The organism is Glutamicibacter sp. AOP12-B1-11, from assembly GCF_052379245.1.
GTDB lineage: Bacteria > Actinomycetota > Actinomycetes > Actinomycetales > Micrococcaceae > Glutamicibacter.
In genome coordinates this window covers 138538-153002 of record NZ_JBQSYL010000008.1, presented here as the reverse complement: position 1 = coordinate 153002, position 14465 = coordinate 138538, and the positions used below count along the sequence as shown (strand labels likewise).

Sequence of the window (14465 nt, the reverse complement as noted above, 5' to 3'; positions counted from 1 at the left end):
CGGGGGTGTGTGGTTCTGCCTGGCGGGGGCGGGACCTTTTCGTGCTTTAGCCGGTGAGGAGCCATAGTCCATACTGAGTGTCTGCCCACATTGCCCCATATTCTTATGGTATGGGCATCTGGCTCCCGTAGACTTGATAGAGATGTACATGCCGGACGGCATGGTGAATAGTAAATAGTGAAGTGCATCGCAAATGCGATCACGAAGGTTGCGGTTTTGAGATAGCCGCTGAAGGGGACATTACATGTCTAACGAATTCCGCCGTAGTTCCGAACGCGGACAGGGCGACTTCCGGAACTCAGAATCAAACCGCAACAATTCGCGCGATGGCTTCAAGCGCAATGACGACAACCGCGGCAGCGGCTTCAAACGCGACGATAACCGCGGTGGTGGTTTCAAACGCGACGATAACCGCGGTGGTGGTTTCAAACGCGACGATAGCCGCGGTGGTGGTTTCAAACGCGACGATAGCCGCGGTGGTGGTTTCAAACGCGACGATAACCGCGGTGGTGGTTTCAAGCGTGATGACAACCGCGAAGGCGGATTCCGTGGCGCCCGCGATGATAACCGCGGTGGCGGCTTCAAGCGTGATGACAACCGCGAAGGCGGATTCCGTGGCGCCCGTGACGATAACCGCGGTGGCTTCAAGCGTGATGATAACCGCGGAGGCGGCTTCAAGCGTGATGACAACCGCGGTGGTGGTTTCAAACGCGACGATAACCGCGGTGGTGGTTTCAAGCGTGATGACAACCGCGAAGGCGGATTCCGTGGTGCCCGCGATGATAACCGTGGAGGCGGCTTCAAGCGTGACGACAACCGCGAAGGCGGATTCCGTGGCGCCCGCGATGATAACCGCGGTGGCTTCAAGCGTGACGATAACCGTGGTGGTTTCAAGCGTGATGACAACCGCGAAGGCGGATTCCGTGGCGCCCGTGACGATAACCGTGGTGGTTTCAAGCGTGATGACAACCGCGAAGGCGGATTCCGTGGCAGCCGTGACGATAACCGTGGTGGTTTCAAGCGTGATGACAACCGCGAAGGCGGATTCCGTGGCAGCCGTGACGACAGCCGTGGTGGTTTCAAGCGTGACGATAACCGCGGTGGTTTCAAGCGTGATGACAACCGCGAAGGCGGATTCCGTGGTGCCCGTGATGATAACCGTGGTGGTTTCAAGCGTGACGATAACCGTGGCGGCGGTTTCAAGCGTGATGACAACCGCGAAGGCGGATTCCGTGGCAGCCGTGACGACAGCCGTGCTGGCTTCAAGCGTGACGATAACCGCGGAGGCGGCTTTAAGCGCGATGACAACCGCGAAGGCGGATTCCGTGGCGCCCGCGATGATAACCGCGGTGGCTTCAAGCGTGACGATAACCGTGGTGGCTTCAAGCGTGATGACAACCGTGGAGGCGGCTTCAAGCGTGATGACAGCCGTGGTGGCGCCCGTGACGACAACCGCGGCGGTGGCTTCAAGCGTGATGACAACCGCGGTGACTTCCGAAGCAAGGGCGACCGCCCCGATCGCGGAAGCCGTTTTGACGACCGGGGACCAGAGGCACCTCGCGCTCACAACCCGGGCGACCTGCGCATCTCGAACCGTCCCGACCGTGAGCAGTCGCCAGAAATCGACGAGGACGTTACCGGTAAGGAGCTGGATCGCGTCGCACGCGCCCAGCTTCGCTATCTCGAAGAGCGTTCGGCAAGCTGGGTTGCTAAGCACCTTGTAATGGCAGGGCGTCTACTTGAAGAAGATCCAGAGCTGGCCTACGAGCACACACTGGCAGCTTCCCGTCGTGGTGGCCGTGTTGCGGTCGTCCGAGAAGCAGTTGGCATCGCTGCCTACCACGCAGGCAAATATGCTGATTCGTTGCGTGAACTGCGCACTCACCGCCGGATCTCCGGTTCGGACTACAACCTGCCGTTGATTGCCGACTCGTTGCGTGGCCTGGGCCGTGCCGAAAAGGCTATCGAACTGGCGCACTCCGAGGAATGCGCGAACCTGGAAACCGCAGTGAAGGTCGAAATGCATATGGTTGCGGCCGGCTGCTTCGGCGACTTGGGACAACTTGATAAGGCCCTGTCGGAACTGGAGTCCTTGGAGCAGCTAGACTTCAACCGTGCCTATTCGTTCAGCCCGCGTTTGTTCACCGCCTACGCTGATCTGCTTTCCGCAGCTGGACGTGGCGAAGAGTCAAAGCGCTGGTTTGCTCAGGTCGCTACTGCCGAGCGGGCCCTAGGCATCGAGGAAGAAACCGAATCCTTCATCGTGGATCTGGCTCCAGAGATGGACGAAGAGGATGAGCGTCCACGGGCCAAGGACGTGGTTGATGAAAACATCGTCGTCGTAGCTGATGAGCACGATGCTGTCGCAGAGGCCGACTCGGACGAAGCCGAGGAAGACGAAGTTGATGCCAAACTAGACGGTATCGACGAAGACGACTCAGTTGCCGAGCAGACCGGCATCGATGAAGAAGACGCACTGGTCGAGGTTCAAGCCGAAGAGGCCGAGGCTGAGATCGAGACCGAAACCGACTCCCAGAAGTAGGAACTAGTACCGAATGCTGATCTCCGGATTTGATTCTGTGCTTTCCGACCTCGATGGCGTCGTCTATGCGGGTCCCAATGGGATCCCCGACGCCGTCGAGTCGTTGAATGCACTAGCCGAAGTAAACGTCGCTCTGGCGTTCATCACCAATAATGCGGGGCGATCGCCGATGTCGGTCGCGGCCCACCTGCGTCAGCTTGGTGTGAAAACCGGTGCTGAGCAGGTTTTCGGTTCTGCCGATGCCGGCGCCGAAATGCTGGCACGCGAATTGAATCCGGGCAGCAAGGTCCTAGTGGTCGGGTCCCCGTATCTGCGTGAATGCATCGCGGTGCGGGGACTGGAAGTCGTCGAATCGCACAAAGACGAGCCGGTGGCGGTGATCCAAGGCTTCGATCCTAACGTCGCATGGAATGATCTAGCCGAGGCAAGCTATGCCATCAACAACGGCGCCCAGTGGGTTGCCACAAACACGGATCTCACGATTCCACGCGCCGAGGGCATCGCCCCGGGCAACGGTTCGTTGGTCCACGCGGTAAAACTGGCCACCGGTGTGACCCCACGTGTGGCCGGCAAGCCTGAATCCTATCTTTTCTCCCGCGCCGCGGACCGACTCGATTCTCGGCGCCCATTGGTAGTCGGTGATCGTCTTGACACCGATATTCTCGGTGGCTATCGGGCGGGGTTCTCAACCGCGCTGGTGCTGACCGGTGTAGATTCCCCGCGCACTGCGCTCGGGGCCCCGGTTGCCGAACGCCCAAACTACTTGATTTCAAGTCTCGCGGACCTCTACCGGCCGTACCCGACGATCAAGGTCCTCGGATATGGGGTTCAAGTCGGCGAGTCTGTAGCTAAGGTGGAAGGTGACTCCATTGAGGTCAACGGGAACGAATCGGACCTGAATGCCTGGCGGGCCGCGTGTCACGCATGGTGGCTGGCTCATTCGCGTCAGCAAGAACATGTCAGCCCAGAAATCCAGTTCACCTCCCGCGGATTGGATACCCTGCGACGAGCACAGAGGTGAATGACGTGAACATGGAACCCCCTCGCCCCAAGCCGGTAGCCCCCATGGACGACCAGCGGGTAGACGCAACGTTATCCTCGCTAGGGCAGCAGGATGTGATCTCGCACGCCGCAGTATATGAGCAGCTGCTCGATTCCCTCCAAGCCGAACTCAATTCCACGGAGCACCACGGATGAACCGACTCGATCAGGAACTTGTTTCTCGATCTCTGGCCCGTTCGCGCACCGAGGCCGCCAAGCTCATCGAGTCTCACCGGGTGTTGCTCGATGGAGTGTGCGTCACCAAGGCCGCCAAAAAAATTCCGACCACGGCCAGGCTCGAAGTGCTGGCCAGTATCGGCGAAGAATACGTTTCCCGAGCCGGGCACAAGCTTGCCGGAGCACTAGATGTGTTTACGACCGTCGACCCAATGTCTATGCGCTGTCTCGATGCAGGAGCGTCGACCGGCGGATTCACCGATGTGCTATTGCGCCGCGGGGCTAAGCATGTAGTGGCAGCCGATGTTGGGCATGGACAGCTCGTCGATCAGATCCGCCAAGACCGACGGGTTTCGGTTTTTGAAGGGCTTAACGTTCGTTATCTGAAACCCGAAGATATTGGAGGAGAAGTCGACCTTGTAGTGGCCGACTTGTCCTTCATCTCCTTGCGCTTGGTGATCGATGCTCTCGCGGGAGCAACACGCCTAGGCGGTTCCTTGATGTTGATGGTCAAGCCGCAGTTTGAAGTTGGCCGCGACCACTTGAACCGCACCGGTGTGGTTTCATCTCCCGAGCTACGCCGCAGCTCCATTGAAGGCGTCGTGAAAGCCGCGCGGGAAGCCGGGCTGGAGCTTTGCGGAGTAGCCCGCAGCCCGCTGCCCGGACAAGACGGCAACGTTGAATTCTTCCTCTGGCTCGGAAAAGTTCCAACAGGTCATCAACAATCGGTCAGTGAAACCGAAATGTGGGACGCGGTTGACTACTCTTAGAAGTGACTTGCTTGTGCGGTGACATACTCAGCGCCAAGCACATACCTCGAACCAGAGAGGGGCAGCCTGCCTTGCGACGCATTCTAGTTTTCACCCACACCGGGCGCCAAGAAGCGATCGCCGCGGCCATCGAAACCTGTGGGTTGCTCGATGCGGCAGGTGTGATGCCGGTAATGCGTCAAAAGGATCACGAAGCAGTGCTGGAGGCCAGCCACGGGCTGCAGGTTCCCATGGAGATCTTGGACCAGGACTGCACCATCGATGAGGTGGATCTGGGCGTAGTCCTTGGCGGCGACGGGTCGGTGCTGCGCGCCGCGGAACTGGTCCGCCAAGCGCCGCTGCCATTGGTCGGCGTGAATCTAGGGCATGTCGGTTTCCTTGCGGAGGCCGAGCGCTCCGAGCTGGCGAGCACCGTACGGGATCTCGTCTCCGGTGCATATTCCGTCGAAGAGCGGATGACCATCGAGGTTAAGGTGTGGTTGGACAATGTCTGCCTGGCCGAAACTTGGGCGCTGAATGAAGCCGCCGTTGAAAAAGCCAACCGTGAACGCATGATCGAAGTGGTAATCGAGGTAGACGGTCGACCAATCTCCACATTCGGCTGCGATGGCGTCGTGATGGCTACCCCCACCGGATCTACCGCCTATGCATTCTCGGCTGGAGGCCCGGTAGTTTGGCCAGAGGTTGCCGCGCTGATTATGGTCCCGATTAGTGCGCATGCGCTGTTTGCCAAACCGCTGGTGGTTTCCCCGGACTCGGTTATGGCTGTGGAGACGCTCACTCGCTCAGAGGCCGGTGCGGTGCTGTGGTGCGATGGGCGCCGTACCATCGACCTGCCTCCGGGTGCACGCATCGAGGTTACGCGCAGTGAAATACCGGTACGCATGGCTCGCTTGAACACCACTCCTTTCTCCGAACGTCTGGTGAAGAAGTTTGAATTGCCCATCCAGGGTTGGCGCGGACCTGCCGACGAGGACGATCGTCGTCCGGCGACCACCGCGCTGCAGGTGACCGGCCCGGGCTTTCAAAGCATTGAGCCGCACCACAAGGACGAACCAAGCATCCCCTTGGTAGCCCGTGACGAAACTAAGCAGTAGGAAACACGACCCGCAGTAACGATATTCGAACAAACTTACGATTGAGCAAGTACTATTAGGACGAGAACTGGAACGCATGAACTAGAACGACCGGGAGCGGGCTATGATTCAGGAAATTTCGATCTCCAACCTTGGCGTGATCACTCAGGCAACTCTGCCACTGGGGCCAGGGTTGACGGTAGTCACCGGTGAAACGGGCGCGGGTAAGACCATGGTCATCACCGCCTTGTCACTATTGCTTGGGCGGCGGGCCGATGCAGGTGCCGTGCGAAACGGCGCCAAGCATGCGCTGGCCGAAGCGGTCGTGCATCTGGAGCCCGACAATCACGTACTTGAATCCGCCACCCATGCCGGCGCGTTCGTGGACGAGGTGGGGGAGAAGAGCGAACTGATCCTCACCCGGTCGCTGTCCGCGCAGGGGCGCTCGAAGGCGACTGTCGGAGGACGAAGCGCTCCGGTAGGTTTGCTGGCCGAATTGGGCCAAGAGCTTGTCGCGGTGCATGGCCAGTCCGATCAGATCCGTCTGAAGGAAGCCAGCGCGCAGCGCGACGCGCTGGACCGTTTCGCTGGCTCGGCCCTTGCCCGCACGTTAAGCAGCTATCAGCGCACCTATCGGCAGTGGCGCACCGCCAGCAAGGAACTCTCGGCGCTGAAGCAAGACTCGCGAGATCGGGTGCGCGAAGCCGAAAATCTACGACTGGCTCTCGACGAGATCGATTCGCTGGAGCCAATGCCAGGCGAAGACGAACAACTGCGCGAAACCGCAATCAAGCTGGGCAATGTCGAATCGCTGCGCAACGCCAGCCAGCAGGCTCGCGCGATCGTCGACAGCGAAGATTTTGAGACCCCCGGGATCACCACCCTGGCCGAATCCGCTCGCGGTGTGCTCGCGCAGTCAAGCGGCGATGATCCAGCATTGGCGGCATTTGCCGAGCGCGCCGCAGAATTGGGCATTCTCGCCTCCGAACTTTCTAGTGATATGGCCAGCTATGTTTCGGACCTCGATGAAGAGGGGCCGGAGCGGCTGGCGCTGATCGAATCCCGCCGCGCGGAACTGAACAAGCTGCTGCGCAAGTACGCACCGAGCATCGATGAGGTGCTTGCCTGGGCTGATGAGTCCCGACAGCGGCTGGAGCAGCTTGGTTCCGATGACACCCGCATCGAGGAGCTCGAAAGCACGGTGGTCGAACTGGAGCAGAAGGCCGCGTCGCTGGCTACCGAACTATCCGAGTCTCGTCGTAAGGCGGCCGCAAAGCTCTCCAAGCGGGTCAGCGAGGAATTGACGGCGTTGGCCATGCCGGATGCGAAACTATTTGTCGAGATCAGTGAATTGCCTGAACCCGGTGCCTACGGCCAAGACCAGATCGAGATGCTGCTTGCTCCGCATGCCGGCGCCTCGCCGCGGCCGCTGGGCAAGGGGGCCAGTGGTGGTGAGCTCTCACGCGTGATGCTTGCCATCGAGGTGGTGCTCGCGGCGGTGGACCCGGTGCCAACCTTTATCTTCGACGAGGTCGACTCGGGCGTGGGCGGCAAGGCGGCGGTAAGCATTGGTGAGAGGTTAGCCATGCTCGCGCGCCATGTGCAGGTCATTGTGGTCACACACCTGCCCCAGGTTGCCGCTTACGCAGATCGTCATATCCGGGTGATCAAGACCTCAAATGGAAAATCCGCGGCCGGTGCAGGGTTTACCGCCAGCGATGTAATCACCTTGGACGAGGCCGAGCGCGTGCGCGAGTTGGCGCGCATGCTGGCAGGTCAGGAGGATTCCGACACCGCGCAGGCGCATGCCGAAGAGCTGCTCGCCGACGCGCGAAAGATGGTCGACGCTCTGGTGACGAAGAGCGCACGCTAGATTGCGGAATCGGACTTTGGCATCGCGGATGCGTGTCGTAGAGTTGCAAAGTGGATGGTCGGTATTCGCGCAAGCGAGCAATGGTGATAGGATGAAATCCCGTGGTGCAGCGTAATTTAACTCGTGATTCTCGGTCGTCTGAAACGACAAAGCATATCTTCGTCACCGGCGGTGTGGCCTCCTCCCTGGGTAAGGGATTGACGGCATCCAGCCTTGGACATCTACTTCGAGCTCGTGGTCTCTCAGTGACCATGCAGAAGCTCGATCCGTACCTGAACGTCGATCCAGGTACAATGAACCCCTTCCAGCACGGTGAAGTCTTCGTTACCGACGATGGCGCAGAAACCGACCTGGACATTGGACACTATGAGCGTTTCCTGGATGAAAATCTTCCAGGCAGCGCGAATGTGACCACCGGTCAGGTTTACTCAACCGTTCTGGAACGCGAACGTCGCGGCGAATACCTGGGCGACACCGTCCAGGTCATCCCGCATATCACCGATGAGATCAAGCGCCGTATGCGTTTGGCCGCCACCGATCCCGGTGCCGGCAAGTCCGCCCCGGACGTGATCATCACCGAAATCGGTGGCACCGTCGGCGATATCGAATCCCAGCCATTCCTCGAAGCGGCCCGCCAGGTCCGCCAGGATATCGGCCGGAAGAACGCCTTCTTCGTGCACGTCTCCCTCGTTCCATACATTGGTCCAAGCCATGAGCTGAAGACCAAGCCAACCCAGCATTCGGTGGCAGCCCTGCGCTCCATCGGCATTCAGCCAGACGCACTGGTAATCCGCTCGGACCGTGAAATTCCCGACGAGATGCGCGCCAAGCTCGGCCGTACCTGCGATGTGGAAACCGAAGCGGTCATTAGCTGCGCCGATGCGCCAAGCATCTACGAAGTTCCCAAGATCCTGCACTCCCAGGGCCTTGACGCCTACATCGTGCAGACCTTGGAACTGAAGTTCCGCGACGTGGACTGGGAGGGCTGGGACCGACTGCTGGACGTGGTGCACAACCCGAAGCATGAACTGACCATCGCTCTGGTGGGCAAGTACATCGATCTGCCAGATGCCTACCTGTCGGTTACCGAGGCGCTGAAGGCCGGTGGTTTCGCCAATGAATCCAAGGTCAAGATTCGCTGGGTGCCATCGGATGACTGCGCCACCGAAGACGGTGCACGCAAGTCGCTTGAGGGCGCCGAAGCGATCTGCGTCCCCGGCGGATTCGGCATTCGCGGCCTGGAAGGTAAGCTCGGAGCTTTGCGCTTCGCTCGCGAAAACCAGATTCCAACCCTCGGCCTCTGCCTGGGGCTGCAGTCGATGGTGATCGAGTACGCCCGCAACATGGCCGGCCTGCCAGGGGCTTCCTCGACCGAATTCGATCCAGAATCTTCCACCCCGGTCATCGCGACCATGGAAGAGCAGCTGAGCATCGTTGACGGAAAGGGCGATCTTGGCGGCACCATGCGTCTGGGACTGTATGACGCGAAGCTCGCAGCAGGATCGGTCTTGGCTGAAACCTATGGCAAGACCGAGGTCGCAGAACGACACCGTCACCGCTATGAGGTCAACAACTCCTACCGTGCGCAGCTCGAAGAAGCAGGTCTGGTCTTCTCCGGTACCTCCCCGGACGGACAGCTTGTCGAGTTCGTGGAACTGCCTAAGGACGTACACCCGTACTACGTCTCCACGCAGGCCCACCCGGAACTCTCCAGCCGCCCAACCCGTCCGCACCCGCTGTTTGCAGGTCTGGTCGCCGCGGCGCTGGCCAAGCGCAACGCCTAAGCAAAACCCGGTTCTAAACCGTCTAAGGTAGTACCAGCAAGGTAATACCTATAGAAGGGCCCGTTCGCGTGGAACCACAACCGATAGCCGATGAACTTTCACCACGAGAGCTCATCGCCAGCGAAACCGTTTATGAAGGACGCATCTGGAATGTCGTCCACGATACGGTGCAACTTTCGGATGATGGAACCCGCATCGAGCGAGACTACATCGTGCACCCTGGTGCCGTGTCGATTCTCGCCCTCGATGAGCGTGAACGGGTCCTTCTCGTTAACCAATACCGTCACCCGGTAGGCATGCGGCTATGGGAGCTACCCGCTGGCCTGCTCGACGTGGCTGGCGAGCCGCCCTTGGACGGGGCGAAGCGCGAGCTCTGGGAAGAAGCCGATAGCACCGCCGAGACCTGGTCGGTGCTCACCGATGTGTTCCTCTCACCGGGCTCTTCCTCCGAGGCATTGCGCATCTTCTTGGCGCGCGATGTGCAGTTGGTGCCAGAGGACCAACGCCACGCACGGACCGAAGAAGAAGCTGAAATCATCACCCGCTGGGTGCCCTTGGACGAGGCTGTTGCCGCAGTGCTCGCCGGGGAGATCCACAACCCTTCGGCGGTTGTCGGCCTGCTGGCAGCGCACGCGGCCCGAGCCACCGGTTACGCCTCGCTACGCGAGGCGAACAGCGCCTTCGAAGCGCACCCTGGGCTGCGCAGCAAAGCCTCATCGTAGCGATGAGCAGTCCCGAGCACGCCGCGGTACCAAGCCCGAAGTCCTCGAAGTTCGCTTCCGCGCTACGCCGCTACTTGCAGCATCTGGCCATTGAACGCGGACTGGCGAAGAATACGCTGGAGTCCTACCGACGGGATCTGACCCGGTACCAAGAAGCGTTGGAAGCGCGCGGCATCACCGACCCGGCACGCCTCACCGAGAATGAGGTCAGCGGCTACCTGCAACAGCTGGCCCGCGGGGATGCGGAGCACCAGGCGCTGGGGGCGCGTTCGGTCGCCCGGCATACGGTGGCCATCCGGCAACTGCATAAGTATTGGGAGCTAGAGGAAATCTGCTCCCCGAATCCGGCCCGCGAGGTGCAGCCTCCGGCCGTCGGCCAGTCGCTGCCCAAGGCGATCAGCATTTCTGCCGTCACCCAGATCCTCGACTCGATCGCTCTCGATACTCCCGCGGGGTTGCGCGATCGGGCGATTCTCGAATTCTTGTACTCCACCGGGGCACGCATTTCCGAGGTCGTCGCCCTGGACGTCGACGACCTGCACTTTGCCGCCGACGCGGTAGTGCGGCTGTTCGGCAAGGGCTCCAAGGAACGCGTTGTTCCGGTGGGCGGATATGCGCAACGCGCAGTGAGCGACTATCTGGTGCGGGCCCGTCCGGGGCTGGCCGCCAAAGGCAAAGGCACTCCCGCGTTGTTCTTGAATCAGCGCGGTGGGCGGCTATCGCGCCAGTCGGCGTGGCTGATCCTGTCCAAGGCCGCCGAACGCGCCGGGATTCAGGGCGACGTTTCCCCGCACACGCTGCGCCACTCTTTCGCCACCCATCTGTTGGAGGGCGGTGCGGATGTTCGCGTGGTGCAGGAACTGCTCGGCCATGCCTCGGTCACCACCACGCAGATCTACACGAAGGTCACCGTCGATTCGCTGCGGGAGGCGTACCTCTTCGCGCACCCGCGCGTGAACTAGCGGAGTGGGGCCAGTACGATGGTGACCCAGCCGCAACCCGTCGCGCTCTTGGCGCTGCTGCGCGAAGGCACCCGGGGCACCGAGCTGCTTTTGGGACGCAAGCTGCGCGGCTTTGGGCAGGGGAACATTGTGCTGCCGGGCGGAAAGATTGAGCCCGGGGAGTCTGCGCAGCAGGCTGCGATGCGGGAGTTCGGCGAAGAGACCGGGGCTTGTGTGCAATCGGCAGATCTGACGCTCGCCGCCCGGGTGGCCTTCACCTTTCCGGCGAATCCGCGCGCGGATATGGACTGCGCGGTCTTCACTGCGCGAATCGCCAGCGGAATGCCCGCGCCCAGCGAGGAACTTGAACCGTTATGGTTCCCTGTCGGCGAACTGCCGGTGAGGCAGATGTGGGAGGATTCCCCACTCTGGCTCCCGGCCTTGGCTGCAGGGACGCGGTTCACCGCGAAGATCATTCTGGCCGCGGATAATCTGGCGGTGCAATCGATCGATTTCGAGCCCTGGGACTAGGCTCTTTTCGACGCGTCGGATGGAAGCGTGGCTTGGGACAGCGGAGCTTCGGATCCGCGCGGATCGTGGTTTTCGGCTTCGAATATCAAAAGGTCGCCCGGCTGGCAATCCAGGACCTGGCACAGCGCTTCCAGTGTGCTGAAGCGCACCGCCTTGGCACGTCCATTCTTCAGGACCGCAAGATTGGCCGGGGTAATACCGATCCGCTCGGCTAATTCGCCGACCGCCATTTTGCGTCGGGCAAGCATCACATCGATATCCACTCGAATGGCCACTAAATCACCCCGCCCAACTCGGTGCGTAGCATGGCCGCTTGGGCTTCGGTGGTCGCCGCCTGCGACAGCAGATGACGCAGCACCAAGACGATCAGGGCGATGCCCGCTAGCAGGACACCGAATCCGCCGACCAGGAGCACTACGCCGGGAGCCACCGCCTCGCCCGGGGCCATGATCGCGCCAAGTACGAATGTCAGCACCGCTCCGGAGGCAATTGCGGTGATGATGATGTTGACGAATTTGAATGAGGCGTGGGTGAATACCGTTCCGCGCCGCACCCGGGCGACCAACTTCCAGACGCAGACGCAGCAGATCTGAACGATCAGCAGGGCCAATACCGCGTAGCTGAACAACGAGATGCGCAGGTAGGCGAATTCTGCTGGACGGTCGGCCAGTTCCATGGCCGCCAGGGGGATCATGAAGCATTGGATGAAGAGCGAGCCGAGGACTACTAGTCCCAGCACGATTCGCAACGCCAAAGTGCTCGATTTACCCATGTGACACTCTCCAATTGTCGCTTAGCGATGCATACCTATCGAAAAACAATAGACTGAACCTGCCGGAAACGCAAGAGAGGGGTCGGACCCGTAGGTCCGACCCCGCCGAATGAGCCGTAGCTGCGCTAGGTGTTTACAGGGCGCGCTGCTCCGGGCCGTTGTATGCGGACAGCGGCCGGATCAGCGCGTTGGAGGCGCGCTGTTCGAAGATGTGGGCGGTCCAGCCGGTGATTCGCGCCGCGATGAAGATCGGCGTGAACATTTCGGTGTCGAAGCCCATCAGGTGGTAGGTCGGGCCCGCCGGATAGTCGAGGTTCGGCTTGATCGCCTTGGCCTCGTCCATCGCGGATTCCAGCCCGTCGTACAGGCCGAGCATTTCGGAGCGATCGTAATGCTCGATCATCTTATCCAGCGCGGCCTTCATCGTCGGCACGCGCGAGTCCCCATGCTTGTAGACCCGGTGGCCGAAGCCCATGACCTTCTTCTTCGCGGCGAGGGCTTCTTCCATCCACGTTTTTGCGCGGGCCGCGGCATCCTTGCGCGACTCGTTCTTGTCGATTCCGATCTCGTCGAAGGTGTGCATCACCGCCTCGTTGGCGCCGCCGTGCAGCGGACCCTTCAAGGCGCCGATGGCACCGGTGACCGCCGAGTGCAGATCCGCGAGCGTCGAGGTGATCACTCGCGCGGTGAAGGTGGAGGCGTTGAAGGAGTGCTCCGCATAGAGCACCATCGACACGCGGAACGCGTCGACTACCGCCGGCGCGGCTTCTTCGCCGAAGGTCATCCACAAGAAGTTCGACGAGTAGTCCAGGTCCTCGCGCGGAGGCACCACTTCCTGGCCGCGGCGGCGGCGCTGATCGTAGGCGACGACCGCGGGGAAGGCGGCGAAGAGCTCCTTCGCCTTGCGCAGTTCCGCCTCGGGGGAGGAGTTCTCCGCCTCCAGGTGGTTCGCGCCGATCACCGAGACCGCGGTGCGCCCGACATCCATCGGGTGGCAATCTGTGGGCAGCAGATCGATGGCTGCCTTCACCCGCGGATCGAGCGCACGATTGGCCCGCTCGAAGGCGCAGAATTCGGTCAGCTCCGACTCGCTGGGCAGCTCGCCGGTCCAGAGCAGCAACGCGACCTCTTCAAAGGATTTGTTCGCCGCCAGATCCTGCACCGGGTAGCCGCGGTAGAGCAGCGAGTTGGTGTCCGGGTTGACCTTGGAGACGGCCGTGTAATCCACGACGACGCCTGCAAGGCCCTTCTTGATTTCCTCGGTGGTGGTCATGAGTTCATCCTCTTCGTTGATGGATTCCCGTGCTAGAGGTTCGAGTTGTTGGTATCGATGTCCAGGGTGGGGACTTGGAAGTTGAAGATCCCGGTGTCGAACCGGTTGTACGCCTCGTAGTCGACAAGCTCGTAGAGGCGTGACCTGGTTAACATGTTATCCACTTCACGCTCCTGAGTCCCATCCTCGCTGATTGCGTCGAGCACACGCTCGGCGGCGCCCATGGCGCTGCGCAGCAAGGTCACCGGGTAGATGATCAGCGCGACGCCCGCGTCGGCAAGCTCCTGGCGGTTGAACAGCTCGGATTTGCCGAACTCGGTCATATTCGCCAGCACCGGCACGTCGACCGCGTTGCAGACCGCTTCAAATTCCGAAACATTCTTCATCGCCTCGGGGAAGATCGCGTCGGCCCCGGCATCGACCATCGCCTTGGCCCGGTCGATGGCCGAGTCCAGCCCCTCCACCGCGCGGATGTCGGTGCGCGCCATGATCAGGAAGTTCTCATCGATGCGTGCGTCCGCGGCGGCGGCGATGCGCTTGAGCATGGTGTCGGTATCCACCACGTTCTTGCCGTCCAGGTGGCCGCAGCGCTTGGGGTTGAACTGGTCCTCGATGTGGCAGCCGGCCAGGCCGGCGTATTCAAGTTCCTGGATGCTGCGGGCCACGTTCATCGGCTCGCCGAATCCGGTGTCCGCGTCCACGATCGCCGGCAGGTCCGTCATCCTGGCGATCTGCCCGGCGCGGGTGGCGACCTCGGTAAGCGAGGTCAGCCCGATGTCCGGCAGGCCCAGGTCGTTGGCGAGCACCGCGCCGGAGATGTAGACCCCGTCGAAGTTCTTCTCGCCGATCAGCTTGGCCGAGAGCGGGTTGAACGCCCCGGGGAACTGGCGGGCGGCACCCGGGGTGAGCATTTCGCGCAGCGCGACCCGCTTCGCGGCGGGGGTGAGGGTTGAGTACAGCATG

Annotated in this window: 14 protein-coding genes and 1 pseudogene; 11 read left to right on the top strand and 4 right to left on the bottom strand. The window is 61.3% G+C overall.

The genetic code is table 11. From position 1 onward, the window contains the following. Positions 1-244: 244 nt before the first annotated feature. From ACT3UQ_RS06845 to ACT3UQ_RS06795, 11 genes and pseudogenes are all read left to right on the top strand, one after another. Positions 245-1300 (top strand): annotated as a pseudogene (locus ACT3UQ_RS06845) (hypothetical protein); the annotation flags it as partial. Positions 1301-1723: 423 nt separating this feature from the next. Next, positions 1724-2542 carry a hypothetical protein gene (locus ACT3UQ_RS06840; protein ID WP_105650847.1) on the top strand — a complete coding sequence of 273 codons (819 nt, stop codon included), beginning with the start codon at positions 1724-1726 and terminating at the stop codon, positions 2540-2542. A 13-nt stretch (positions 2543-2555) separates the two neighbouring features. Continuing rightward, positions 2556-3563 (top strand): HAD-IIA family hydrolase, encoded by a 1008-nt coding sequence (locus tag ACT3UQ_RS06835; protein ID WP_181150467.1) that lies wholly within the window; start codon positions 2556-2558, stop codon positions 3561-3563. Between the two features lie 5 nt (positions 3564-3568). Then, positions 3569-3739 (top strand): hypothetical protein, encoded by a 171-nt coding sequence (locus tag ACT3UQ_RS06830; protein WP_181150466.1) that lies wholly within the window; start codon positions 3569-3571, stop codon positions 3737-3739. Beyond that, positions 3736-4530 (top strand): TlyA family RNA methyltransferase, encoded by a 795-nt coding sequence (locus tag ACT3UQ_RS06825; RefSeq protein WP_105554349.1) that lies wholly within the window; start codon positions 3736-3738, stop codon positions 4528-4530. The genes ACT3UQ_RS06830 and ACT3UQ_RS06825 overlap by 4 nt, the downstream gene beginning before the upstream one ends. Before the next feature lie 71 nt (positions 4531-4601). Continuing rightward, the gene (locus tag ACT3UQ_RS06820) at positions 4602-5627 is read left to right on the top strand and encodes an NAD kinase (protein WP_105554348.1); all 1026 of its coding nucleotides are present in this window, start codon (positions 4602-4604) and stop codon (positions 5625-5627) included. A gap of 103 nt (positions 5628-5730) precedes the next feature. Continuing rightward, positions 5731-7479 (top strand): DNA repair protein RecN, encoded by a 1749-nt coding sequence (gene recN / locus ACT3UQ_RS06815; protein WP_444636762.1) that lies wholly within the window; start codon positions 5731-5733, stop codon positions 7477-7479. 101 nt (positions 7480-7580) lie between these two features. Next, complete coding sequence (locus tag ACT3UQ_RS06810) at positions 7581-9263, top strand: CTP synthase (protein ID WP_105554346.1); 1683 nt, start codon at positions 7581-7583, stop codon at positions 9261-9263. 68 nt (positions 9264-9331) lie between these two features. Next, the gene (locus ACT3UQ_RS06805) at positions 9332-9985 is read left to right on the top strand and encodes an NUDIX domain-containing protein (protein ID WP_105554345.1); all 654 of its coding nucleotides are present in this window, start codon (positions 9332-9334) and stop codon (positions 9983-9985) included. Positions 9986-9987: 2 nt separating this feature from the next. Next, positions 9988-10947 carry a site-specific tyrosine recombinase XerD gene (xerD, locus tag ACT3UQ_RS06800; RefSeq protein WP_105554344.1) on the top strand — a complete coding sequence of 320 codons (960 nt, stop codon included), beginning with the start codon at positions 9988-9990 and terminating at the stop codon, positions 10945-10947. A gap of 18 nt (positions 10948-10965) precedes the next feature. Then, positions 10966-11457, top strand: a complete 492-nt coding sequence (locus ACT3UQ_RS06795; protein WP_444636759.1) for an 8-oxo-dGTP diphosphatase — start codon at positions 10966-10968, stop codon at positions 11455-11457. Here ACT3UQ_RS06795 and ACT3UQ_RS06790 read toward each other — a convergent pair. From ACT3UQ_RS06790 to prpB, 4 genes are all read right to left on the bottom strand, one after another. Then, positions 11454-11732 (bottom strand): helix-turn-helix domain-containing protein, encoded by a 279-nt coding sequence (locus ACT3UQ_RS06790; protein ID WP_444636757.1) that lies wholly within the window; start codon positions 11730-11732, stop codon positions 11454-11456. The two genes, ACT3UQ_RS06795 and ACT3UQ_RS06790, sit on opposite strands and share 4 nt — an antisense overlap. Next, on the bottom strand, positions 11732-12229 hold the full coding sequence (locus ACT3UQ_RS06785; RefSeq protein ID WP_105554342.1) for a DUF2975 domain-containing protein: 498 nt from the start codon (positions 12227-12229) through the stop codon (positions 11732-11734). The genes ACT3UQ_RS06790 and ACT3UQ_RS06785 overlap by 1 nt, the downstream gene beginning before the upstream one ends. 133 nt (positions 12230-12362) lie before the next feature. Next, positions 12363-13502, bottom strand: a complete 1140-nt coding sequence (locus ACT3UQ_RS06780) for a bifunctional 2-methylcitrate synthase/citrate synthase (protein ID WP_444636755.1) — start codon at positions 13500-13502, stop codon at positions 12363-12365. A gap of 32 nt (positions 13503-13534) precedes the next feature. Beyond that, positions 13535-14464: a methylisocitrate lyase gene (prpB, locus tag ACT3UQ_RS06775; protein WP_105554340.1), complete on the bottom strand. Its 930-nt coding sequence runs from the start codon at positions 14462-14464 to the stop codon at positions 13535-13537. Position 14465: the final 1 nt, after the last annotated feature.

Coding starts and splice junctions, on each gene's coding strand:
- ACT3UQ_RS06825 (WP_105554349.1), top strand. CDS start 3,736: ATGAACCGACTCGATCAGGAACTTGTTTCTCGATCTCTGGCCCGTTCG.
- xerD (WP_105554344.1), top strand. CDS start 9,988: ATGAGCAGTCCCGAGCACGCCGCGGTACCAAGCCCGAAGTCCTCGAAG.
- ACT3UQ_RS06780 (WP_444636755.1), bottom strand. CDS start 13,502: ATGACCACCACCGAGGAAATCAAGAAGGGCCTTGCAGGCGTCGTCGTG.
- ACT3UQ_RS06835 (WP_181150467.1), top strand. CDS start 2,556: ATGCTGATCTCCGGATTTGATTCTGTGCTTTCCGACCTCGATGGCGTC.
- ACT3UQ_RS06840 (WP_105650847.1), top strand. CDS start 1,724: ATGGCAGGGCGTCTACTTGAAGAAGATCCAGAGCTGGCCTACGAGCAC.
- prpB (WP_105554340.1), bottom strand. CDS start 14,464: ATGCTGTACTCAACCCTCACCCCCGCCGCGAAGCGGGTCGCGCTGCGC.
- ACT3UQ_RS06795 (WP_444636759.1), top strand. CDS start 10,966: ATGGTGACCCAGCCGCAACCCGTCGCGCTCTTGGCGCTGCTGCGCGAA.
- recN (WP_444636762.1), top strand. CDS start 5,731: ATGATTCAGGAAATTTCGATCTCCAACCTTGGCGTGATCACTCAGGCA.
- ACT3UQ_RS06785 (WP_105554342.1), bottom strand. CDS start 12,229: ATGGGTAAATCGAGCACTTTGGCGTTGCGAATCGTGCTGGGACTAGTA.